Below are 23,043 nucleotides of genomic sequence, written 5' to 3' on the forward strand. Positions count from 1 at the left end.
CGGCCGGCCGCACCCGTGGGCGACCGGCAGGACCGTGGAATCCGCCCTGCCCGCTGCCCGTGAGCACATGTGAGCAGTGGTGAGCAGCGAAACGGACTCCCGGGTGAACCCCTGACAGCGGAAACATCGTGCACACCGGGACGAGCACTCGCCCCGGTGGTGCCGGGAGGACCCTCCGGGCATCAGTGAGAGGTGCGAGCGGGTCCGGGCGTCCGGGCCGGCCACGGCCTCTCTCCGGAAGCCACCGAGAAGGAGACCACCATGCGTGGCCGTCACCTTGTGAAACGTCTGTCAGCGACGGGAGCGGCCACTCTGGCCGCCGTCGCCATCGGTGCGCTCGGAGCCCAGCCGGCCGCTGCCGACAGCAGCGAGTGCCAGCCCAACTGGTTCTGCCTGTGGCAGGACTCCAGCTACCAGGGCCGGATGCTGTCCAGTCCGGCACAGAACATCTCGAACATCGGTGACTACATGAACGACCGTACGACGTCGTACTGGAACCGCACCGACCAGTGGATCACGGTCTACTACGACTCGGGTTACCGCGGCTGCCTGTTCGCGATCCCGCCGGGTGGATCGGACGCCGCCGTCGACCCGCATCTCAACGACCGGGTGACCTCGTTCGCCGTCGGCCAGTGGTGCTGAAGGGAACGGTGACAACGATGAGGAAGAAGATGACGGTGCGCCTGAGGCCCCTGGCCGCGGCGGCACTCACCCTGGGGGCGGCCTTCGCCATGACCGGCCTGGGCGGCGGAGCGGCCGTGGCCGCCGACACCGACTGCCCGGCCCAGGAGTTCTGCCTGTGGGCGGATCCCGGCTTCACCGGGCGCTTCGCCTACTCCAGCGAGCCCCAGGCCAACGTCGGCGACTACATGAACGACCGCATGACGTCCTACTGGAACCGTACCGACAACTGGATCTCCCTCTACATGGACGACAACTTCGAGGTGTGCCTGTACTCCGTCGCGCCGGGCGACAAGGTCTCCGACATGCCCTCCTGGGCCAACGACGCGACCACCAGCTTCCGCCCCGGTAGGTTCTGCAGGTGGACGGGATGAGCGGCCGGTCCCGTACGGCCGGCCGTGTCCGGCTCGGCGCCCTGGCCACGGCCGCCGCCTGCCTGATCGTGGGGCTCGCGCCGCAGGCCGCGACCGCCGCGGACGACGGCGCCTGGGTCAACCTCCGGAACCCGTACACCCAGGCCTGTCTCGGCATCAACACCGCGATCGCCGGAACCATGCCGGTCACACAGGTGACCTGCAAGGTCACCAACTTCAACTCCTGGAACCTGAGTGACGAGGGCTGGCTGCGGAACGGCTACCAGAGCGGATCGTGCCTCGACACCAACGGCACCAACCTGTACCTCTCGACATGCAACACCACCGACCCCGGCCAGCTGTGGGAACGGCTTCCGGGCACCAAGGTCGGAATCGTCCCCAAGGCCTTTCCCGGGAAGACACTCGTGGGCTGGGCGGACGGAACCGTGAGTGTGGCGGCACCCGGCTCCGTCGACCAGGCCGGCAAGTACCAGTGGCAGTGGAACTGGTGGTGAGTGCGTCGGAGCACGCCGTCGCCGGAAGGGCGCCCGCCGCACGCCCCGTCCGCCGGGCGGGGAGCCCGGCTGTTGGGGGGCGGCAGGACCCACTGCCGTAGGGGTGGTCCACGCGAGGTGCCCGGCCGGAGTGTTCCGGCCGGGCACCTCGCGTGGCGCCTGGGGCGCCGCGGTCGGCACCACGGCCTCGGCCCGTCGCCGCCGCGCCGCGCGTCGGTGCGTTGCCCCCGGGCCCGCTCACCCCACCGCTCTTTTCGGCCATGCTGCGTGCCGCGCCCACAGGGCGGATCCATCGACACGGCCCGCCCCCGCAGCGTGCCGTGACCGCCGCGCGGCACGCCGAACTCGGCCGATTGTCGTCCGTGTGTTCGACATGATCGCGGGCAGGTCCCGGGACCCGTGAAGGAGTTGTGGCAGCGTGTGCGGCTCCGGTGGTCACTGTGGCTGCCGTGAGAAGTCTTCTCGTGGGGGGAAGCGTATGCATCCGCGTGCTTCGGGCACGTCTCTTCGACGTGCCCGCATGTCCGCAAGAACCTCGTTCACCGCGGTGGTCGCCGCGCTCGCGCTGGGCGCGGGCACGCTGCCCGCGCTGGCCGCGAACTCCGTCGGCTCCGCCGATCCGGCGCCGGGTTCGGTGTGGGGCCGGGCGGCCGAGGCGCTGGCCGTCCCGCCGGTGAAGGTGGGCGTCACCGAGCCCGTCGCCAACGAAAGGGACGCGGCTCCGTCCGCGGCCGAGGAAGCCTGGCGCGCGCAGCAGGAGAAGCGCGGCACGGGCGGTGCCGACACGGCGGCGCGCTCCGCCGCCGGCGTCCTGTCCTGGGTGCCGGAGGGCCAAGGGGCCGTGCCCTGGCACCAGTTGTCCGATGTGCGGATCACCGACAGCCTGGTCGCCCGGATCAACCTCTCCAACGGCAACCTGATGCTCGCCGCGACCGACTTCGAGATCGCCGGTGTGGGGAAGTCGCTGCGCCTGGCGCGTACCTACAACTCACTGACCGGGCCGTTCGGCAAGGTGTCCGACCCGTGGTGGCAGGAGTACGAGCGCTATCTGAGCACCTTTTACACGACCGAGGTCGTGCTCTACGACGCCACGGGCGCGTCCGTCCGCTTCACGAAGAACGCCGACGGCTCGTTCACCACGCCCAAGGGCTACGCCAAGGACCTCAAGAAGAACGCGGACGGCACCTACACGCTGACCGACCGCAAGTCCGGCCTCAAGGACACCTACGACGCCAACGGCACCCTGACGAAGGTCACCGACCGCAACAAGGGCACGATCACGGTCGACCAGCACGACGAGAGCGGTGAGCACAAGGGGTTCAAGGTCACAGAGACCCGCTCGGGCCGATGGGTCGACCTGGTCAAGACGTACCCGAACCAGTGGCAGGCGAAGGACCACACCGGCCGGACCGCGGTGTTCGACCTGGACTCCGACGGCAACCTGACACGTACGGCGGACACCGAGGGCAAGGCCACCCAGTACGGGTACGACGCCGACGGCCGGGTCACCAAGGTCACCACGCCCGAGGGCCGCGTCACCGTCTTCACCTACGACGACCAGGGCCGCGTCACCTCGATGCTGCGGGCCACGTCCCTGGGCGGTTCCGGGCACACCGGCCCGACGTTCACCTACGCCCACTCCGGCTCCTCGCCCTCCGCCGCCGGTACGACCACGGTGACGAACCCCGAGGGCCACGCCACGAAGCACGAGCACGACGCCGACGGCCGGATCACCAAGGTGACCGACGCGTTCGGGCATGTGCGGTCCAAGTCCTACGACGCGAACAACAACGTGGAGACCGCCACCGACGCCATGGGCACCGGTGGGGTCGGTGGCAACGTCACCGCCTACGGCTGGGACGCCCGCTCCAACCCGACGTCGGCGAAGCTCCCGACCGGTGCGACCGCCTCCCTGACGGGCTACCAGACCCTGGCCGGGGCCGATCTGCCCGGCTCCATGACGTCCATGGACGGAGAGAAGACCGACTACACCTACGACGCGGCCGGCAACACCACCTCGGTCGCCGTCACCGGCACCGGCGGCGGCACGCAGACCTTCGACCACAACCCCGCCACGGCGACCTGCGGCGGCTTCGAGGGCCAGCGCTGCAAGGCGACGACGAAGATGACCTCGTCGAAGTCGGTCTCCACCGCCTTCACCTACGACGCGAAGGGCAACCTGACCAAGGTCACCCCGCCCGCCCCGCTCGGCGTCACCACCTACACCTACGACGGCCTCGGCCGCCCGGCCACCGTCAAGGACGGCCGGGGCGTGACCACGCTCTACGAGTACGACGAGCGCGACCGCGTGGTGAAGGTCGACACCTCCGGCTACGCCACCGTCACGTACTCCTACGACGGGGACGGCAACCTCGTCCAGCGCTCCGACGGCACGGGTGTCATCGGCTACGCCTTCGACCCGCTGTCCCGCGAGACCGTGCGCACCCTCCAGAACGGCTCGCAGACCCGGCTGACGTACACCCCGGCGGGCAACGTCGACACCTACGAGGACCCGGCGGGCGTCACCGACTACACCTGGGACAAGGTCAACAACCTCACCCACCTGAAGGACCCGACGGGGAGGACCACGACCTACGCGTACGACAACAACGACGCGCGCACCACGACCACCTACCCCGGCGGCACGGTCCAGAAGATCACCCTGGACGAGTCCAGCCGGCCGGAGCAGATCAAGGCCACCTCGCCCAAGGGCACCCTGGTCGACCTCGCCTACACCTACAGCAACGCGGGCAAGGACGGCGCCAAGATCCGCACCCGCACCGACGCGGTCGCGGGGCTGAAGACCAGCTACACCTACGACGGCGCCGGGCGCTTCTCCTACGCCAAGGAGGAGAAGGGCACCACCCTCACCTCGTCGTGGCAGTACTGCTACGACCTCGCCGGCAACCTCACCTCGCAGGGCGTCGACCCGGGCTGCCCGCGCGGCACCACCTACACCGTCAACGACGCCCAGCAGATCACGGCGAAGAACGGCGCCACGACGGGCTGGTCCTACGACAAGCTGGGCAACGAGACCGCCGGCGCCTCCACCCCGGAGGGAGCCCGGACGGCCGCGAAGTGGTCCGACCACTCGCAGATGACCTCGGTCACCGTGGGAGGCAAGACCTATGCGGGGCAGTACGGTTCGACCGACCAGAGCGAGCGGATCAAGCTCGGCGACACCTTCTTCCACAACGGCCCGCTCGGCCTCTCCGCGCAGAGCACCGGCGGCGTGGACACGGGATTCAACCGTGAGCCCGGGGGCACCCTCAACTCCATGACCACCGGGGGCATGTCCTACTACTACCTGACCGACGCGCTCGGTTCGGTCGTCGCGCTCGCCGACGAGTCCGGTGCCAAGGTCAACAGCTACTCGTACAGCCCCCGCGGTGTGCAGCGCTCGTTCACGGAACAGGTCTCCCAGCCCTACCGGTTCGCCGGCGGCCTCCAGGACCCGACCGGGCTCTACCACTTCGCGGCCCGCTACTACGACCCCAACATCGGCCGCTTCACCAGCCCCGACCCCTCCGGCCAGGAGAAGAACCCCTACCTCTACGCCGAGGGCGACCCGGTCAACCGCATCGACCCCCAGGGGACCCTGAGCTTTGACGGCATCGGCAATGCCCTCGGGATAGGGAACATCATTTACGCGGGCATCACCGGCGACGGGGACGCTGTCGAGGCCGCCACCGCAGCCATGATCGCCGAAGTCGGGATCACCGGACTGTGCACGGCGGGCGCAGCAGCCTTCACCGCCGTCGGTGCCGCAGCGGCTCTGCCGTACTGCATGGCCATCGGGGCCGCCGCAGGCACCTATGTGGGAGCCACCTACCAGAACGACTTGAACTGACGGATCAGTGAGGGGCCGGGGACAGAGCTCCCCGGCCCCTCATCGAAGGGAGTGACCGGCTTGCTCTATCCAGGACGTCAACGCACCCTCGCGCCCCTCGGACTCCTGCAAATCGTCTGCGGGCTGCTCCTGGCCGTCGTGCTCGATCGTACGGCCGTGACATCGGTCGGCGGCATCGTCCTCACCGTGAGCGGAGGCGCCACCCTTGCTCTGGCCTACCTGAGTATGAAGAAGGGGCAGCGATGATCCTGAGCGCTCCCTTTCCGCTGGAGTCGACGGAATCCGGCTTCTTGTTCGTGGCCTTGTTCGTCGTCGTGGTCGTTCCGTTGATCGCATGGTTCCTGTATCGCCGGTAGCCGCTGCCCCGTCATGGGAGGGACGCGAAGATGACATCCAGTCCGGACGGCGGCGAGATGCTGGGTCAGGACGCGGTGGGGTCGGCGGTCACCTCCGTCGGCTTGTGGATCGCCGTCGCAGGCAGTGCCGCACTCGTCCTGATCGGCCTTGTGGCACTGCTGGCCGGGATGGGCGCGGGGATCTGGATCGCGGCCATGGGCGGTGTGCTCACGGCAGGCTCGGTGGCAGCACTGCGGTTCCGGCCGCGTTCCTAGACCATCACTCTTACGCCACTCAGCACAGGACCCGCGCGCAGGGGCGGTCCGCCCAGTCGGCAAGGAGGTATCCGGAGCATGGATGACTGAGGCGCACGGTCGCGGGACCGCAACCCGTGGGTCCCGTTCGTCGGAGGGTTCGTCTTCCTCCGTCTCGTGATCGCGGTCGTACTCATGCTCGGCGGAGCCGGTGCGGGGCAGGCCTGGGGCACAGCGGCCGCCGTCCTGATCGGGCCGGCCCTGGGCATGGGAGTGGTCCCGCCACCGCAAGTCGCGGTGACGACGAGAAGCGAACCAGTCCGACGCCGAGCCGCAAGAGGCTCCGCAAGCCGCCGACAGCCGTCGACGGCCGTGCGGGGCGCCGCCCTGGGAGGTGCGGAATGGTCGAACAGTCCCGTCCGGCACGGAAGGAGGTGACCCTCCATGGACCTGGCAGTCCTGACCGGCCCGTCCATCGCTTCCGGTGGACCGGTGTGGCTGATCGTCCTCGTCTTTCTCCTCGCGGTGGCCGTCGTGACGTACGTGGCCGTGCGCCGAGGGAGGTAGCGGCCCGTGGACAGCGGATTCCCCTTCCGCTGAACCAGTGGGAGTGCCATAGGCATCAGCCGCCCTTCCCGGGGCACCCGCAAGAACATGAGAACCGGGGGGACACCCACCACAGCTCTGGCCGGCGACGCGGGCGCCGGCGGCGACAGACGCTTCGACGGGCCCGGCGGCTCCGTGCGAGGGGCCGCTCTGCACCACGAGGCGCGGCCGCGCCCGGCTGACGGGCGGGCCGCCGCCTCGCAAGAGGTCGCGATCGCCCCGCTCGGCGTCCTGTACACCGTGTGCGGTCTGCTGCTCGTCGTCCTCTTCGGCGAAGCGCCCGTCACCCTGCTGTGCGGGCTGCTCCTCGTGATCCCGGGGGGAGTCTCGCTCGTCCGCTCGTATCTGCGCGCGAGGAGCGCCCGGGGGTGAGCGCGAGCGTCCCTACAGGTCGAACTCGTGCGGCGCGAGCCCCAGCGTGAAGCACGCCTCGCGCACGACGGCCTGCTCGTCCTTGTCGAAGTCCCCGTCCGCACCGCCGATGACGATGCCGATCTGGATCACGGCACGCGCCTCGGCGGGCTTCTTCTTCGCCTTGGCGACCTCCTGCAACACGCTGACCTTGCCGAAGGCGAAATCGGCCGTCAGCTTGTCCAGGTTCTCCTCGAACCGGCGGCGCAGGTCGTCGGCGGGGAAGTTCTGGAGCACCTCGTTGCTGCCGATCAGCTGCGCGACGCGCTGCCGCTCCGACGGGTCCACCGTCCCGTCGGCGGCCGCGACCAGCGCGCACATCGCCATCGACGCGTCGCGGAAGGCGCCGCTCTTGAGATCGTTCCTCTTCGCCACGAGCTGCGTCTGCATCGTCGACGCGGACTCCTTGAGGCGGTCCCACAGGGCCATGAGCGCTCCCTCGGCAGGTGCCGGGCCACAGGAGGGTGCGGCCCGGCACGATGAATTCTACAGACATGTAGAAGCTAGCAGGAGGGGGAGCCGGGCAACTCGCGGGGATCGGGCCGCCGGCGCCACCGCGTCAACGATCGCGGCGGGTGTCACCCTCCGGGGTGACTCCGGTTCGCGTCACCCTGCGGCGGGTGGCGCGCGGTGTCGCCGCAGGTCGCACCGGGTGGCGCCGCACACAAACACGACGTGCCGGACAAGTCCGTGAGGGGGAGTGGAAATCCGTTCAGACGACGAATCGTTCCGCTGCGGGACCGTTGCCGCGCAGCACTCTCCCCAGCGGAAGGAAACGGCACCATGGCTGACTGGAAGAAGATCCCCGGTGGTCTCGCCCGTATCTCGGCGGGTTCGCGGACGAACGTGTGGGGCGTGAACGCGGGTGGGAACATCTACCGTTACACGAACGACGACGCGAATCCGTGGGTGCAGATCCCGGGTGCGCTGACGGACATCGGTGCGGCGGCCGACGGCACGGTGTGGGGTGTGAACTCGGCGGGGAACATCTACCGCTACACCGGTGACCAGGGCAGCGGTCACTGGAAGCAGATCCCGGGTGGTCTCGCGCGCATCTCGGCGGGTTCGCGGACGAACGTGTGGGGCGTGAACGCGGGTGGGAACATCTACCGTTACACGAACGACGACGCGAATCCGTGGGTGCAGATCCCGGGTGCGCTGACGGACATCGGTGCGGCGGCCGACGGCACGGTGTGGGGTGTGAACTCTGCGGGGAACATCTACCGCTACACCGGTGACCAGGGCAGCGGCCACTGGAAGCAGATCCCCGGCGGCCTGACGGCGATCTCCGCCGGCTCCCGCACCTCCGTGTGGGGCGTCAACGCGAACGCCAACATCTACCGTTTCACCAACGACGACGCGAATCCGTGGGTGCAGATCGCCGGCGGTCTGACGGACATCGGCGCGGGCGCCGACGGCACGGTGTGGGGCGTCAACTCGGCCGGGAACATCTACCGCTACGCGGGCGACCTGCCCGGCTGATCCCCCGCGCACCACGGTTCCGTGCGCGCCGCCTGCACGCCTCGGGCGGCCCGCTCGGCACGACGCGGCTCCGTCCCGCCGCCCCGTGTCCCGCCCTCGGCCGGCGGGCCGGGGAGCGGGCGCGTCGTGACGGCGCGCAGGGGGTGGGCGCTTCTCTCCCCGGGACGGCCGACCCGGCCGGGACGCCTCCGTCCCGGCCGGTCAGGGCGTCGTGAGCCGGGCTTGCGCCGAGGTTCCGGCATCCGGAGAATGCGGTCTTGATCAAGCACGTTTGTTCGACAGGCGGGGCCGGAAGGCCGTGCCTCACGGATCAGCCGAAGAGGGGACCCTGCTTCCGGCTGTGCTTGTCGGCGAGAACTCATCACCCGGAGCACAGTGGAGGTCATCGTGTCGTACCAGCGGGCGGGGCGAGGGCGCGCAACGCGGAGCACGAGGAGGCCGGGCGTCGTGCGACGAGGCGTCGGAGCTGCCCTCGGCCTGGCACTGGCGTGGGGGGCGGTCGCCTGTACCGCATCCGAGCCGCGCCCGGACGACAAGCCTGCGGCCGCCGCCACGGCGTCTTCGCCGCCCGCGGACGACGGGGTCTGGCCGCACGTCACTCACGACGCGAAGTACCGGGATGCGGAGAAGGGCGTGGAAGCGGCCCTGGCGGAGAAGTACGGCTCCGGATGGCGCGAGGACTTCGTCGAGGTCATGGTCCACGACGGCATGGTCTCGGTGTTCACGTCATGGGCTCCCGGCGAGGGTGCGCGCCATCGTGGAGTGGCTGTGTGCGGCACCGTCGCGGCTCACGTCCAGGAGCGGGAGAGCCAGGGGGGTTTCCCTGCGGATACGCAGATCGTCATCCACACGGAGGAGAGCGACTCCAGCGACAGGATGGCCTACTTCGACATCGCCGAGAAGAAGTGCAGGGCGACAGGCATCTTCCCGGGCTGAGCGGACGTCGGGTCCGGTCCTCCCCGGTTCGTGATCGCTCGATCGCGGTTCCGATCGCCGCACCGGGGCCTGTCGGCACGGTGGCAGGTGCAGGGCGTGCCCATGCCGCTCCTGCCCGGCTGATGCCGTCGGGGTCGCCGGCCTGCGCCCCTCGCGCACAGGGCGTCCCCTCCGCCGGACGCACCCGCCCCTGCCCGGCCCCGCCCCGGGCCTACGCGGCCGGTGCGCCGCCCGCGTGTCCGGGGCGGCGCGCACGGCCGTCGACGCCGTCCTCAGACGGACGCCGCCCCGGCGGCGAAGCCGACGAACGCGGCCCAGGGGCCGGGGGAGAGGTCCAGCCGGGGCCCCTCGGTGACCTTGGAGTCCCGGACGTGCACGGTATCGGGGGTCGTCGCCACCTCGACGCACGAGTCGCCGTCGCCGCTGCTGTAGCTGCTCTTGTGCCAGGACAGGGCGACCTCCACGCAGGAGTCGCCGGAGCCGCTGCTGTAGCTGCTCTTGAACCAGGCCAGTTCGGTGGACGTGGTCATGCCGCTCCTCGCATCCGCTTCAGCAGGCCCAGGGAGTCCTCGGGAGTGAGGGCCTGTGAACGCATCCTGGCATACCGCATCTTGAGCTCACTGACCACTTTCGGGTCCGAGAAGAACTGGCCGCTCTTCTGGCCCTCGCAGTAGGCCAGCCACCGGTTGTCCGGCGTCTCCACCACCTGCATCGGTCCGGCCAGCCCGGCGTGGCTCCACCGCACCAGGGGCATCACCTGGATCTCGATGTTCCGCCGCTCGGCGACGCGCAGCACATGGTCGACCAGCCCCGCCGTCACCTCCGGCCCGCCCGTCTCCCGCAGGAACAGATGCTCCTCAAGGATGAAGCTGTACGCGGTGTTCGGGCGCTCGGTCAGCAGCCGCTGCCGCTCCAGCCGGGCCGCCATCTGCGCCTCGATCTGCTCGTCGCCGAGCGGCGGCAGCTGGTTCACGAACAGCGTCCTCGCGTACGCCTCGGTCTGGAGCAGCCCCGGCACCAGGCGGCACTCGTAGGTGTCCAGCGACACCGCCTCCGCCTCCAGCCGGGCCCACTGCCGGAACCAACGCGCCAGCCCCGGGCGGCGCGACAGATGCCGGGACGCGCCCCGCAGCGCGCCGAACGCCTCCAGCACCTCCTCTGCCCGGTCCACGAAGTCCGCCGGCGGGAACCGCCGTCCCTGCTCGATCGAGGCGACGGTCGGCACCGAGTACCGCACGGCCGGGGCGAACTGCTCCTGCGTCAGCCCGGCCCGTCTGCGGAACGCCTTGACGACCTCGCCGAAGGCCTTCAGGCTGTCGGAGCCCTCCGGTTCACCCCCGCCGGCCCCGCCCGCCCCACCGGTCCCGCCGCCCTCGCCGGCTCCGATGCACCCGCCGCCGCCCGTGACGTCGTCCGTCATCCCGGCCCCTTCCACCCGCTCGCGACTCGCAAGACCCCCATCGTCACAGCGGGTTACCCGATCAGTCCACTCTGCGCACTCGTACGCTGACGCAGCGTACGGGTCCCTGAGCTGGTGGGGCGCCGGACGGGCAGGTCGGATGGGCTGTCATGAGCAACCACGCGCCACCCGCCACCGACGGCGGGACCGTCACCGAACGTGTGTTCCGCCAGCGCTTCAGTCCGACACCGCGCGGCGCGCGCCTCGCGCGCCGGCTCGCGGTGATCCAGTGCGAGCGCTGGGGGTTCGGCCACGACAGCGAACTCGCGCGGTCGGTGGCGCTGATCGTCGGCGAACTGGCCGCCAACGCCGTCACCCACGGGCGCGTCCCCGGCCGGGACGTCGAACTCGTCCTGGCCCGCGACCCCGGAGCAGCCGTCCTGCGCATCGAGATGTCGGACGCCAGAGGCGAGTCGCGTCCCCCCGAACGGCCGCCCGTCCCCGGCCCCTTGGCGGAGTCGGGACGCGGACTGCTGCTCGTCGACGCGCTGGCCGACCGCTGGGAGGTCGTCGACCGTGTGCCCGTCGGCAAGACGGTCCGCGCCGAACTCGACCTGCCCGGCGGCCCGGAACGCGACAGCGCGCGCGGGCCCGCCGACTGACGGCACAGGGACGACGCGCCGGGCGGCGCCGCCCCGGGGTGACTCCGCACCCGGCATCCGCCGCCCGTCAGCCCACCAGCCGCCGCCGCCACTCCAGCGGGGTCACGGAGATCACCGCGCGCGGGTCCCCGTCCCACTCGGTGCGCAGGCCCACGGCGTCCAGCGCGGCCACCACCTCGCGGCCGACGGCGGCCGTGGCCCCCTCCGCGTCGCCGAAGGCGCCGTACAGCAGCGCCAGCCCCCGGCCCGCCGCGGCGGACTCGGTGGACTGGGTGTGGAAGTAGACGAAGCCCCGGCTGCCGGGAGCCGTCTCCTCGCCGATCTCGGCGTCGCCGCAGGTCCGGCAGCAGGTGAAGTGCTCGCGGGCGGTGATCCCCGCCGCCTCCAGCGCGGTGAACGCGCGGGTGATCCGCTCGGGGTCCGTCTCGCCGTGCCACGCCTCCTGCTCGGCGACCCGCTCCAGCCACAGCCGGTCGGCGAAGGCCTCGGCCTGGAGCCGCGTCAGGGGCCGCCGGTCGGCGGTCACCAGATAGTCCTCGGCGGTCTCCGCCAGCTGGGCCCGGTCCGCGTACCCGGCCGTCAGCACCTCGCGGACACGCTTCTCCAGCACCTCGCGGTCCTCGTCGCGGAGGTCGAGCGGCGGCACGACGGGAGCGGGTCCCAGGTCCAGCAGCGACCAGTCCAGCCCGTCCTGCCAGCCGTCGTCCCCGCGCGCCCAGCCGGTCAGGGCGGCCGCCGCCTCGTCCGGGGAGTCGGCCAGTGCCTGGAAGTGGCGGTCGGCCGCGCCGTCGCGGTATTCGACCGTCCACTCCTCCTCACCCTCCTTGTGCCACACCTGAGCAAAGACGTCCGGCAGGTCGGGTATCCGCTGGATCACCAGAAAGAGGTCGTCCCAGCCGCCGATCCTCCGCACCAGAGCGGTGAGTTCCTCCGCGGACACACCCAGGTGCCGCGTGCCGTCCTCTGTCCTCACATTGATGTCGAGCATGCGCCGACTCTGACACATGCCACCGACAGCGCGCGGTGGCGAACGGATGACTGGTGATTTCACGGATGGCCGGTGCGGCCCGGCTCACGATTCTTGGTCGGGCCGACACCGCACACCCTCGTTGGGAGGGCTCCATGAGCCGCCGTACCGCCCGCCGTCTGACGACCGCCGTCGCCGCCGTCACCGCCGCGTTCGCCCTGTTCGCCTCGGCGACCCCGGCCGGCGCGGCCGCCTCCGCCGGCTCCGCGCAGCCGGCCGCCGCCGGGGCGCTGTCGACCGGCACACCGGTCGTCTTCGTGCACGGCTACACCGGAAGCGCGTCCAACTGGACCACCGCCAGGAGCGTCTTCCAGAGCAACGGCTGGTCGAGCTCGAACCTGTTCGCCTACGAGTACAACTCCTACGGCAACAACATCACCAACGCCCAGGGCCTGGCGAGCTTCGTCAGCAACGTGAAGTCCCGTACCGGCGCGAGCAAGGTCGCCATCGTCAACCACTCGATGGGCGGACTGGTCAGCCAGTACTACCTGAAGGTCCTGGGCGGCCACGCGAACGTCAGCCACCTCGCCTCGATCGCCGGGGCGAACCACGGGACGACCGCCGCGGGAGCCTGCCTGATCTACGCGACGTGTCAGCAGATGTATCCCGGTTCCGCGTTCATCACCCAGATCTCGTCGGGCGACGAGACGCCGGGGAGCACCGAGTACGGCACCTGGTACTCGCCGTGCGACGGGGTCATCCTCCCGTACACCAGCACCCGGCTGACCGGCGCGGACAACAACTACGTCGCGTGCGAGACCCACCTCGGGTTCCTCACCAGCACCTCGGTGCTCGGCGACATCGCCGACTTCGTCGCCTCCTGACCCCGTCGTGCGCCCGGCCCGCCGGCACCCGCCTCACCGGCGGGCGCCGGCGGGCCGCCACGCCGGACGGGCACCTCGCCCGTCCCCTCTCCCGGAAGGAGCCGGAAGGGATCATGCCGCAGTTCCACGCCGACGACGGGACGGTCATCGCCTACAAGGTCTGGGAGGGCGAACCGGGCCTGCCGCTGGTCCTGTTGCACCACGGGTTCATCGCCTCGGGACTGACGAACTGGGAGCTGCCGGGGGTGGTGTCGGCGCTGACGGCCGCCGGCCGCCGGGTCGCGACCGTCGACGCGCGCGGACACGGAGCGTCGGGCAAGCCCCACGACCCCGCCCGCTACGGGGAGACGCGGATGGCCCGGGACGTGACGGCGCTGATCGACGTCCTGGGCGAGCCGCGGTTCGACCTCGTCGGCTACTCGATGGGCGCGGTCGTCGCCCTCATCACTGCGACCCGTGATCCACGGGTACGGCGCCTCGTCGTCGGCGGCGTCGGAGCCGGAGTGGTGGAGTGCGGGGGAGTGGACACGCGCGTCATGGACGGGGCGGTGCTCAGGCACGCCCTGCTGACCGATGACCCGGGATCGATCACCGACGGGGCCGCGGTCGCGTTCCGTGCCTTCGCCGACGCCTCGGGCGGTGACCGCAGGGCCCTCGCGGCGCAGGCGGCGGCCGTGCACGCGGAGCCGATCGCGCTGTCCGGGATCGCAGCCGAGACCCTGGTGGTGGCGGGGCGCGACGACCACCTCGCGGCCCGGCCCGAGGTGCTCGCGGCGGCCCTCCCGAGGGCCGTGCTCCGCCGGGTGCACGGCGACCACCTCGGGGCCCTGCGCGACCCCGCCTTCGCCCCGGCGCTGGTGGAGTTCCTCGCCGTCCCCGAGGGGGCCGCCGCCGGGGCGTAGCGCGGGGGCGTACGCCGGTCTCTCCCCCGCGACCGGGCCTCACCCGACCGGGAGGAGCGGAACCGGCGGCTGCCTCAGACGTCCGCCCGTGCGCCGGTCCGGCGTGCCGCGGCCGGCCGCAGGACGGCGGCCGCGGCGGTGGCGGCCAGCGCCGCGCTCACCCACGCGGCGTCGCGGGCGTCGCCCGTCGCGCCGGCGACCGCGCCTGCCAGCAGCGGACCGGCCACCGCACCGGCGTTCAGCGCCACGGTGGCGAACGCGCCGCTCAGCGCGGGGGCCTCGGGCGATGCCGTCCGCATGACACGGCCCACCAGAGCGGACCCGGCGCCGAACGACAGGCCGCCCAGGACGGTGGCGAGGAGGAACAGCGGCACCGGGCGGTGCCCGGCCAGGGCCACGGCCGCCCAGCCCGCGGGCAGGGCGCACAGGGTGAGCCGCAGACCGGGGCCGAGCCGCCCGTCGCCCGTCCGGCCCGTGGTCACCACCCCGGCGAACGCCCCGGCGCCGAAGGCGGCGAGCAGCGCGGGCACCGCTCCGCCGGGCAGACCGGCGGGCCCGGTGGCGATCACCGCGAGATAGGCGAAGACGGCGAAGGTGGCACCGTTGACGGCGGCCGCGAGCAGCAGTGCCTCCCGCACCTGCCGCGACGCCAGTGCGCGCAGCTCGCCGGCGACGGGCACCTCCCGCCCGCCGCCCGTGCCGGCGGGCGCGGCACGCACGACGAGCGCCAGCGCGGGCAGGCAGAGCAGCGCCACCGCCCAGAACACCGCGCGCCAGCCCGCCCACGCGCCGAGCAGGGCGCCCCCGGGGACCCCGGCGACGATCGACAGTGTCACCCCGGACAGCAGCACGGCCGTCGCCCGGGTCTGCCGCTCCGGTGCGGCCAGGGCCGTCGCCACGGACATGGCGACGGCGAGGAACCCCGCGTTCGCCACCGCCGCGACGACCCGGGTGGCGAACAGCAGCGGGAAACTGTGCGTGAGAGCCCCCACCGCATGGACGGCGACGAACACCGCCAGGAAGACGGTCAGGGCCAGGCGGCGCGGCCACCGCGCGCTCAGCGCGGCCATCGGCGGGGCGCCCAGCACCATGCCGATCGCGTAGGCGGACGTCAGGCTCGCGGCGGACCCGGTCGACACGGACAGGTCGTCGGCGATCGAGGGCACCAGGCCCGAGAGCATGAACTCGGACGTGCCCTGCGCGAAGACGGCGAGGGCGAGGACGGGAAGAAGGACAGGCAAGGGAACGGCTCCGGCATCGGCAGGCGCGGTCGGGGGACGTCCGCGTGCTGACGGCCATGCCCGTCACCCCGGAACCACCGGTGGGACGGAGCCGTCGCGGACACGCGGAGGGCGCGTCCGGTCGCTGGAAGCGGGATCGACTGACCACCGGTCCGCGGGGGACCGGTCAGACGTCACGCCGCCGGGCGACCGGCGGCTCGGCTCTGTCCGATTCGGGGCTGTTCACGGCATGCACCGTACGGGGCACGGCCCCGGGTCTCAACCGGGATTCCGGCCACCGGGACCGGGGGCCGCCCCGGCCCCCGGTCCCGGCACGCGACCGGCCGGCGCACCGGGCCCGCTCCACGGAGGAGAAGGACCCGGCACGCCGTGGTTGCCGCCGTCAGCCGTCAGCCGTCAGCCGTCAGCGGTCGGCGGCGCTGCCGCGGACGACGCAGGAGCGGCTGTTCTCCCAGCCCCAGCCGTCGCCGTCCGGGTCGGTGGCGCTGCCGTTCGCGCAGTACGGGTAGCCGTTGGGCGCGGTGCCGCCTCCGGTGCCGCCGTCGGCGGCGCTGCCGCGGACGACGCAGGAGCGGCTGTTCTCCCAGCCCCAGCCGTCGCCGTCCGGGTCGGTGACGCCGCCGTTCGTGCAGTACGGGTAGCCGTTGGGCGCGGTGCCGCCTCCGGTGCCGCCGCCACCGCCGTAGACCGTGGCCGGCCTGGACGTGGCGGCGATGCCGTCGGCACCGTGGAAGAGGCGCCGGCCCCAGGCGGTCAGCGAGCCCGCGTCGAAGCCGTTCACCATGTCCAGGTACTCGACGCCGCTGCCGTTGCCGCTCCAGGACCAGCCGAGGTAGCCGACCCGGAGGGACCGGGCGGTCGCCATGATGGCGTCCTCGTCGGGGTTCCCGTCGCTGTGGTTGTCACCGAACTCGCCCACCACGATGGGCAGTCCGGCATCGACGAAGTGCCCGAGGTAGGCCTGCACCTCGGCGGCGGTGTCGTACACGCCGTACATGTGGATCGAGAAGACGGTGTTGCGGTCCGGATCGGCGGCGAAGACCGACGCGGCGTTGTTCCGCATGGTGTGCGACCAGTCCTGGCCCCAGTTCGGGGCGTCGACCATCAGCGCGTGGTCGAGGCCCGCGTTGCGGAGCTTGACGACCGCGTTCTTCGTCGCGTCCGTCCAGGCCGCGTAGCCGGTGTTGCCGAAGGGCTCGTTGCCGATGTTGACGACGACGTAGGACTCCTGGCCCTGCAGCGCGCTCTTGACACCGATCCAGTAGTCCGCCGCCCGGTCGAGGGAGGCGGCGGCTCCGTCCTCCCCGTAGCCGGTGGTGTCGTGGACCTCCAGCACGCAGATGACCTTGCTCGCCTTGCACTGGGCGATCAGGGAGGACACCTCGGAGGCGCTGGTCCTCGTCCAGCGGTCTCCGCTGGAGAGCACGACCCGGACGGTGTTGGCGCCCTTCGCCGCGATGTCGGCGATCGAGCCCGTGCGGTCCGGGTACCAGGTGTGGGCGTGGTTGACGCCGCGCATGACGAACTCGTTGCCGTTCGCCTCGTACACCCGCCCGTTGCCGACCTTGATGCCGGCGGCGGTGGCAGCGGTGGCGGTATCGGCGGCGGCGGTGGGGGGTGCGGTGGGAGCGGCGGAGGCGGCTTCACCGGCGCCGAGCAGCGGCAGCAGGAGGCCGGCCAGGGAGGCGATCACGGTACCGGCGGCAGCGGAACGGCTGCGGCGCCTGGGTGGTCTGCTCATCGTTCTCCTCGGAGGAGTGGAGGATGGACAACGTTGTCAGCCCCTCGCCGGGCGGCGTTCGGCCGCCGGGAGCGGAGTCGTGGAAGTGCTCGGTGCAGGACGGGGGCCGGCTCTCGGCGGGAGCCGGAACGCCCCGCCGACGCACCGTCATGAACACCGCCGGCAGCGGTCGTTGCCCTCATATGAGGCACCCGTCGCGACCGGTGTGTCAAGAGTCGTGCCGCCTTCGCTCCGCCGCCCTTACCGGTTTCGTGGAAACGGGTCGACGGGCCGGACGGGCATGCCCTTTCTTTCGCCGTGCGCGTGAAGGCGGAATCGGTGACTGTCCCGTTCCCGGCGGGTGCCGGGGATCGCGTTGGCCGGCGCTCGGCGTGGTGATCAAGCCTCCATCTGCGGGAAAGCCGCTCTCCTGGCTGCCATGGCGGCGTGGCGTCCCGCGACGGCGCGTCCGCGGCGGCCGCGGGATCGTGCGCGAACCGTTGACAGTCCCTGTCCCTGCCCCTACGTTTCCCGTTGATTAACCGGTTCAGCAAACAAGGGTCCGATGCGCAGGGGAATCGCTGCCGCCGGGCGTTCCCCGAATGCGCGCACACCGGTCCGGGGACGCGCACCCGGACGGGACGCGCGGCCCGGGGAGGGGGCCCCGCACCCGGACCGCTGTCCCGCCGCGTCACGCCAACTGCGCGCGCTGCAGGCGCGCGTAGGCTCCCGCCCGGGCCAGCAGCTCCTCGTGCGTGCCCGACTCCACGATGCGGCCCTGGTCCATGACCACGATCCGGTCGGCGCCGCGGACCGTGGAGAGCCGGTGGGCCACGATGAACACCGTGCGTCCGGCGACCAGCCGTGTCAGCGCCTGCTGGATCAGTGCCTCCGAGCGGGCGTCGAGCGCCGAGGTCGCCTCGTCGAGGACCAGCACCCGCGGGTCGCGTATCAGCGCGCGGGCGATGGCGAGGCGCTGGCGCTGCCCGCCCGACAGCCGGGCGCCGCGCTCGCCGACGACGGTGTCGAGACCGTCGGGGAGCCGGTCCGTGAACTCGGTGGCGTTGGCGTCCGTCAGGGCCTGCCGGATCGCGGCTTCGGAGACGTCGGCCATGCCATAGGCGACGTTCTCGCGGATGCTGCCCTCGAAGAGGATCGACTCCTGGGGCACCACCGACACGAAGCGGCGGTACGTCCTCAGGTCCAGCCCCTCCAGGTCCCGGCCGTCGAGCAGGATGCGTCCGCCGGTCGCCCGGTGGAAGCCGAGGACGAGGCCGAGCACCGACGACTTGCCCGCTCCGGAGCCGCCCACCAGGGCCACCGTCTGGCCGGCGGGCACCGTCAGGTCGAGGCCGTCCAGCGCCGGGCGCTCCCCGTCCTCGTACGTGAGGCCCACCGACTCGAAGCGGAACTCGCCGGCCACCCGTGCCACCTCGTCCTTGCCGTCGTTCTCCTCCAGGTCCGGCGCCTGGAGCACCTCGCCGACGGAGCGGACGGACTCCAGCGCCTTGCCGATCACGGGCGCCAGGGTCAGCAGCGTCGTCACCGAGCCGGTGAGGCTGGAGAAGTAGGCGCTGAGCATGACCACGGCGCCCGGGGTGACGTCCAGCCAGCCGTAGTAGGCGACGAGCGCGGCGCCCGCGAGGCAGGCCATGCCGAGCGCGTTGAGCACCATCCAGGAGAGCGACCCGAACCGCCCGTTGAGCAGATCCAGCCGCGAGCCCTCGCGCACCACGGTGTCGAGATCCCGGTCGACCCGGCGCAGCGCGGTGCGCTCCAGGCCGTGGGCGCGGGTGATGGGGATCAGCGTGGTCATCTCGCTGACGCTGGAGGACAGTCGCTCGACCGAGTGCCGGAAGCTGGCGTTGCGGTCCCGCAGCCGCGACCGCAGGGCCACCACCAGCAGCGCGGAGGCGGGGACCAGCACCAGGAACACGGGCAGGAAGGCCGGGGTGACGATCGCGATCACCGCGAGGCCGCCGGTCAGCGTCGCCGCGGCGGTCAGGCCGTTGTCGGCGGTCTGCTGCACACCGGTCTCCAGCGTCTCCACGTCCCGGATGACCTTGGTGTGGAGCACGGAGGAACTGATGCGGTTGTGGTAGCCGATCGACAGCTGCTGCATCCGCTGCACGAGAGCGGCCCGCAGATCGCGTCCGGTCCGGCGGATGGAGCCGTGCATCCAGTGCACGTAGAGCAGGTGCAGCGGCAGATTGAGCGCGAGGACGGCGAGCATCACGGCGCAGTTCCACCACAGCTCCGCTATCGGGCGGTGCTGGACGACGACGTCGATGATGTTCGCCGTCACCGGTGGCAGCAGCCACACCGGGGCGTGCTTGCCGAAGAAGGCGGCGACCGCGCCGGCGATCCGGGCGCGGTCGGGACGGAACAGGTAGCGCAGTGTGCGCACGGGGTGCTCACCGAGGTACCGGTGGTCGAGCGGACTGACGGGCTGGGCCACGGGGGACTCCTTCGCAGGAGGCGGAAGCGGTCGGGACGGGGACATGCCGCGGCCGCGTCGCCCGGCGGGGTGCGCGGGGCGTCGCGGCCGTGAACCGGGGGCCGGGGAGGGCTACTTGGTGGCCCCCTGGGCGAAGCCGTTGTAGATGTAGCGCTGGAGGAAGAGGAAGACGATCAGAGTCGGGACGATGACGAGGATCGCACCCGCGGAGATGTTCTCCCAGTGGGCGCCGAAAGGTCCCTTGAAGCGGAACAGCGCGGTGGAGATGGTGCCGAGGTCCTGGGAGGGCATGTAGAGGAAGGGGATGTAGAAGTCGTTGTAGACGGTGATCCCCTTGATGATGACCACGGTCGCGATCGCGGGCTTCAGCATCGGCAGGATGATCCGGCGGTAGACCGTGAAGGAGTTGGCGCCGTCCAGCCGGGCCGCTTCGTCCAGCGAGACGGGGATGGACCGGATGAACTGGAGGAAGATGTAGATCGACACGATGTCCGTGCCCATGTACAGCAGGATGGGCGCCCACCGGGTGTCGAACAGGCCGAAACTGTTGACCACCTGGAAGGTGGCCACCTGTGTCGTGACGGCCGGCACCAGGGTGGCCACGAGGAAGAGGGCCATCACCAGTTTCTTCGCCCGGAAGCGGAACCGGTCGATGGCGTAGGCCGTCATCGAGCCGATGATCACGGTGCCGGTGATGGAGAAGAGCAGGATGAACGCGGTGTTCCCGAACGCGGTCAGCATCCGGCCGTCGGAGAACGCGGTGGCGTAGTTGGAGAAGTTGAGCCAGTCGCCGGGCAGGGACATCGCACCGCCGCCGGCGACCTCCTCGGAGGTCTTCAGCGAGGTCAGGAAGACGACGGCGAGGGGCAGCAGCACGACGAGCGAGGCGGCGACCAGGGAGAGGTGGACCAGGATGCCGCCCAGCCGGGGCCGGCGGCGTGCGGTCGGCGGGGGCGGGGGCGGGGGTTGCGAGGTCATACGAGGTCCACCTTCTCGTCGGGCACGAGGCGGCGCTGGATCCAGGTGATCAGCAGGATGATCAGCAGCAGCACGACCGCCGCGGCCGATGCCAGGCCCGTCTTGTTGAACTGGAAGGCCAGCTTCACCGTCTGGATCACGAAGGTCGAGGTACCGGTCGCGCCACCGGTCATGATGTAGGGGATCTCGAACACCGACAGGGAGCCGGAGATCGCCAGGATGATGCTGAGGCTCAGCACGGGTTTGATGCTCGGGGCGATGATGTGGCGGAACTGCTGCCACCGGGAGGCGCCGTCCAGTTGGGCCGCCTCGTAGAGCTCGCCGGGGATGGACTGGATCGCGCCCAGGAAGAGGACGAAGTTCAGTCCGGTGAACCGCCACACGGACACGCCCGCGAGAGAGGTGTTGGCGGAGGTGGGATCGCCGAGCCAGGCGTGGTCGGTCTCCGCGCCGAACCAGGAGAGCACGGAGTCGAGGGTGCCGCCGTCCTGGAAGAAGTAGAGGAACACGAAGCCGATGGCGACGCCGTTGATCAGGTAGGGGAAGAAGAGGATCCCCTTGAACAGGTTGCGGAACCGCAGGTCGAAGCTGAGCACGGTCGCGAAGTACAGCGCCACGGCGATCTGGAACGCGGACGCGGCGAGGTAGTAGAAGCTCACGAAGAACACCCGGAACAGTTCCGGCCGGGTGAAGATCTGCGTGTAGTTGTCCACGCCGGTGAAGTTCCGGTCGGGGCTCACCCCGTCCCAGTCGGTGAAGCTGTAGTAGACCATGTTCGCCACCGGCACATAGGTGAACGTCACCAGCAGTGCCAGCGGAGCCAGCAGGAACAGCCACGGGGTGATCCGCTGCAGCGCCGGGCGCCGGGCGGAGCGCTGCTGCGGGCGGTTCGCGGGGCCGCGGGCGGCCCGGCGGCCGGCGGCGGGAGTCTTGGCGGTCACTGCGTCGGTCGTCTCGGTCATTCTCGGGGCCTTTCGTCGTCCGCTCGCGCGGCGGCGGGGGCCCCGGCCGGTGTCGGTGCGGCCGGGGCCCGCCTCTGCCGGCTGTCAGGAACCGGCGGTCTTCGCGGCTTCGTCCCACTTCTTGTCGAGCTCGGCGAAGTAGTCCTGGAGACTGCCCTGCTGAGCCCCGCGTGCGATGTCGACCAGCTTCTGCCGGTAGTCCTGCTTGGCGAGGCCGATCTCCGCGGCGTTGTCGATGGCGTTCACCGTGCCGGTCTTCGCCTCGGAGCGCTCGACGAAGGTGACATCGTTGTCAACAAAGGCCTTCAGCGTGTCCGGCATGGGATCGGCCTTCAGGGCTGGCACGGCGCCCTCCTCGGCGGCGTATCCCGACTTCGCCGTGAACCAGTCGATCCAGGCGCGGGCGGCCTCCTTGTGCTCGGAGTGGATGTTCACGGCCTGCTGGTAGTCCGAGGTGAGGGTGGCGCAGAACTTTCCGTCCTTCTGGACGGGGAACGGCATGAAGCCGATGTCGTCGGCGCTGCCGCCCGCCGTCTCGGCCGCCGCCTGCATCTGGGTGATCGACCAGGAGCCCAGCATCATGGTGCCGATGGTGCCCTTGGCGAGCAGGTTCTTGGACTCCTCCCAGTTGGTCGTGGAGGGGTCCTTCTCGATGAGGCCGCCCTTGACGGTGTCGTGCAGCAGGGTGTCGATGACGTTGAGCTCGCTGCCCTGCTTCCACGGCGAGACCGCGCCGGCGAGGCTGTTGTTCGCCTCGGTGTCACAGGTCACCGAGCCGATGTTGGCGCTCCACTGCGTCAGCGGCCAGCCGTCCTTGAAGTTGGTGTAGTAGGGCGTGGCACCGGTCCGTTCCTTGATCGCCCCCAGCGCGGCGAGGAACTCCTGCGGCGTCGTCGGCCACTCGGTGACGCCGGCCTCCTCCCAGACCGCCTTGTTGTAGATGAAGCCGTTGGCGGTGCCGAACTGGGCGATGCCGTAGACCTTGCCGTTCACATCGGTCTTGTCGCTGAAGCGGTAGGTGCCGCTCAGCTCGTCCGTCGCGCCCAGCGGGGCGAAGAACTTCGGGTAGTCGTTCTTGGCGACGGCCCCCGGGATCATCAGGACGTCACCGTAGTTCTCGGTGTTCATCCGGATCTTGACCTCGCCCTCGTAGTCGGTGAGGCCCTCGAACTTCACCTTCACCTTGGGGTAGGTCTTCGCGAACTCGGCCGCATAGGCCTCCATCGACCCGTCCTTGACCAGGTCCGTGCGGTGGGTCAGGACGGTGATGGTGCCGGAGACCTTCGCGGGATCGGTGGGCGCCGACGCCGTCTCCGTGGATGCGGTGCCTCCGCCACCGCACCCCGCGACGGTCATCGCGGTGACGACGGCCAGTGCGCCGACAAGGGTCTTCTTCTTCCCCATGTGCCCTACTCCTCAAGGATGGCGGCTCAGCTCTACGGGTGG

At 71.1% G+C, this 23,043-nt stretch carries 23 protein-coding genes; 13 read left to right on the top strand and 10 right to left on the bottom strand.

The window, feature by feature from the left end:
• The first annotated feature begins 261 nt into the window (after nt 1-261).
• From IAG43_RS24945 to IAG43_RS24975, 8 genes are all read left to right on the top strand, one after another.
• The gene (locus IAG43_RS24945) at nt 262-642 is read left to right on the top strand and encodes a peptidase inhibitor family I36 protein (protein ID WP_187742916.1); all 381 of its coding nucleotides are present in this window, start codon (nt 262-264) and stop codon (nt 640-642) included.
• A 17-nt stretch (nt 643-659) separates the two neighbouring features.
• Nucleotides 660-1,055: a peptidase inhibitor family I36 protein gene (locus IAG43_RS24950; RefSeq protein ID WP_187742917.1), complete on the top strand. Its 396-nt coding sequence runs from the start codon at nt 660-662 to the stop codon at nt 1,053-1,055.
• Nucleotides 1,052-1,549 carry a ricin-type beta-trefoil lectin domain protein gene (locus IAG43_RS24955; RefSeq protein WP_246574787.1) on the top strand — a complete coding sequence of 166 codons (498 nt, stop codon included), beginning with the start codon at nt 1,052-1,054 and terminating at the stop codon, nt 1,547-1,549. The genes IAG43_RS24950 and IAG43_RS24955 overlap by 4 nt, the downstream gene beginning before the upstream one ends.
• 520 nt (nt 1,550-2,069) lie before the next feature.
• Nucleotides 2,070-5,399 (top strand): RHS repeat-associated core domain-containing protein, encoded by a 3,330-nt coding sequence (locus IAG43_RS24960; RefSeq protein ID WP_187742919.1) that lies wholly within the window; start codon nt 2,070-2,072, stop codon nt 5,397-5,399.
• A 60-nt stretch (nt 5,400-5,459) separates the two neighbouring features.
• Nucleotides 5,460-5,645, top strand: coding sequence for a hypothetical protein (locus tag IAG43_RS24965; RefSeq protein ID WP_187742920.1), 186 nt, complete (start codon nt 5,460-5,462; stop codon nt 5,643-5,645).
• Nucleotides 5,646-5,785: 140 nt separating this feature from the next.
• A complete protein-coding gene (locus IAG43_RS24970) occupies nt 5,786-6,010 on the top strand; it encodes a hypothetical protein (protein ID WP_187742921.1) in 225 nt (74 codons plus the stop codon).
• A gap of 423 nt (nt 6,011-6,433) precedes the next feature.
• On the top strand, nt 6,434-6,556 hold the full coding sequence (locus IAG43_RS35035) for a hypothetical protein (RefSeq protein WP_281403983.1): 123 nt from the start codon (nt 6,434-6,436) through the stop codon (nt 6,554-6,556).
• Between the two features lie 87 nt (nt 6,557-6,643).
• Entirely contained in the window at nt 6,644-6,967 is a 324-nt protein-coding gene (locus tag IAG43_RS24975) for a hypothetical protein (RefSeq protein WP_187742922.1), read from the top strand.
• A 12-nt stretch (nt 6,968-6,979) separates the two neighbouring features.
• On the opposite strand, the gene IAG43_RS24980 is transcribed toward IAG43_RS24975, so the two are convergent.
• Complete coding sequence (locus IAG43_RS24980; RefSeq protein ID WP_187742923.1) at nt 6,980-7,435, bottom strand: tellurite resistance TerB family protein; 456 nt, start codon at nt 7,433-7,435, stop codon at nt 6,980-6,982.
• A gap of 354 nt (nt 7,436-7,789) precedes the next feature.
• Here IAG43_RS24980 and IAG43_RS24985 point away from each other — a divergent pair, with 354 nt between their 5' ends.
• Both IAG43_RS24985 and IAG43_RS24990 read left to right on the top strand, forming a co-directional pair.
• Nucleotides 7,790-8,488, top strand: coding sequence for a tectonin domain-containing protein (locus IAG43_RS24985; RefSeq protein WP_187742924.1), 699 nt, complete (start codon nt 7,790-7,792; stop codon nt 8,486-8,488).
• Nucleotides 8,489-9,121: 633 nt separating this feature from the next.
• Nucleotides 9,122-9,424: a hypothetical protein gene (locus IAG43_RS24990; RefSeq protein ID WP_187742925.1), complete on the top strand. Its 303-nt coding sequence runs from the start codon at nt 9,122-9,124 to the stop codon at nt 9,422-9,424.
• A gap of 272 nt (nt 9,425-9,696) precedes the next feature.
• Here IAG43_RS24990 and IAG43_RS24995 read toward each other — a convergent pair whose 3' ends face one another.
• Nucleotides 9,697-9,954 (bottom strand): DUF397 domain-containing protein, encoded by a 258-nt coding sequence (locus IAG43_RS24995; protein WP_187742926.1) that lies wholly within the window; start codon nt 9,952-9,954, stop codon nt 9,697-9,699.
• Complete coding sequence (locus IAG43_RS25000) at nt 9,951-10,844, bottom strand: helix-turn-helix domain-containing protein (protein WP_187742927.1); 894 nt, start codon at nt 10,842-10,844, stop codon at nt 9,951-9,953. Before IAG43_RS25000 ends, IAG43_RS24995 begins: the two co-directional genes overlap by 4 nt.
• A 149-nt stretch (nt 10,845-10,993) precedes the next feature.
• Between IAG43_RS25000 and IAG43_RS25005 the strand changes: the two genes are divergently transcribed.
• Nucleotides 10,994-11,485: an ATP-binding protein gene (locus IAG43_RS25005; protein ID WP_187742928.1), complete on the top strand. Its 492-nt coding sequence runs from the start codon at nt 10,994-10,996 to the stop codon at nt 11,483-11,485.
• Nucleotides 11,486-11,552: 67 nt separating this feature from the next.
• Here IAG43_RS25005 and IAG43_RS25010 read toward each other — a convergent pair whose 3' ends face one another.
• Nucleotides 11,553-12,473, bottom strand: coding sequence for a DUF6891 domain-containing protein (locus IAG43_RS25010; RefSeq protein WP_187742929.1), 921 nt, complete (start codon nt 12,471-12,473; stop codon nt 11,553-11,555).
• 134 nt (nt 12,474-12,607) lie between these two features.
• On the opposite strand from IAG43_RS25010, the gene IAG43_RS25015 reads away from it, so the two are divergent.
• Nucleotides 12,608-13,336, top strand: coding sequence for an esterase/lipase family protein (locus IAG43_RS25015; RefSeq protein WP_187742930.1), 729 nt, complete (start codon nt 12,608-12,610; stop codon nt 13,334-13,336).
• Nucleotides 13,337-13,449: 113 nt separating this feature from the next.
• Entirely contained in the window at nt 13,450-14,238 is a 789-nt protein-coding gene (locus IAG43_RS25020) for an alpha/beta fold hydrolase (RefSeq protein ID WP_187742931.1), read from the top strand.
• Nucleotides 14,239-14,312: 74 nt separating this feature from the next.
• Here IAG43_RS25020 and IAG43_RS25025 read toward each other — a convergent pair whose 3' ends face one another.
• The 6 genes from IAG43_RS25025 to IAG43_RS25050 form a co-directional block, all read right to left on the bottom strand.
• The gene (locus tag IAG43_RS25025; RefSeq protein WP_187742932.1) at nt 14,313-15,479 is read right to left on the bottom strand and encodes a Cmx/CmrA family chloramphenicol efflux MFS transporter; all 1,167 of its coding nucleotides are present in this window, start codon (nt 15,477-15,479) and stop codon (nt 14,313-14,315) included.
• Between the two features lie 403 nt (nt 15,480-15,882).
• Nucleotides 15,883-17,220 (bottom strand): cellulase family glycosylhydrolase, encoded by a 1,338-nt coding sequence (locus tag IAG43_RS25030; RefSeq protein WP_187742933.1) that lies wholly within the window; start codon nt 17,218-17,220, stop codon nt 15,883-15,885.
• A gap of 670 nt (nt 17,221-17,890) precedes the next feature.
• Nucleotides 17,891-19,657 (bottom strand): ABC transporter ATP-binding protein, encoded by a 1,767-nt coding sequence (locus IAG43_RS25035; RefSeq protein ID WP_223005968.1) that lies wholly within the window; start codon nt 19,655-19,657, stop codon nt 17,891-17,893.
• A gap of 111 nt (nt 19,658-19,768) precedes the next feature.
• Complete coding sequence (locus tag IAG43_RS25040; protein WP_246574545.1) at nt 19,769-20,635, bottom strand: carbohydrate ABC transporter permease; 867 nt, start codon at nt 20,633-20,635, stop codon at nt 19,769-19,771.
• Nucleotides 20,632-21,597, bottom strand: a complete 966-nt coding sequence (locus tag IAG43_RS25045) for a carbohydrate ABC transporter permease (protein WP_187742935.1) — start codon at nt 21,595-21,597, stop codon at nt 20,632-20,634. Before IAG43_RS25045 ends, IAG43_RS25040 begins: the two co-directional genes overlap by 4 nt.
• 84 nt (nt 21,598-21,681) lie before the next feature.
• Entirely contained in the window at nt 21,682-23,001 is a 1,320-nt protein-coding gene (locus IAG43_RS25050; protein WP_187742936.1) for an ABC transporter substrate-binding protein, read from the bottom strand.
• Between the last annotated feature and the right edge of the window lie 42 nt (nt 23,002-23,043).

Source organism: Streptomyces genisteinicus, from assembly GCF_014489615.1.
GTDB classification, from domain to species: domain Bacteria; phylum Actinomycetota; class Actinomycetes; order Streptomycetales; family Streptomycetaceae; genus Streptomyces; species Streptomyces genisteinicus.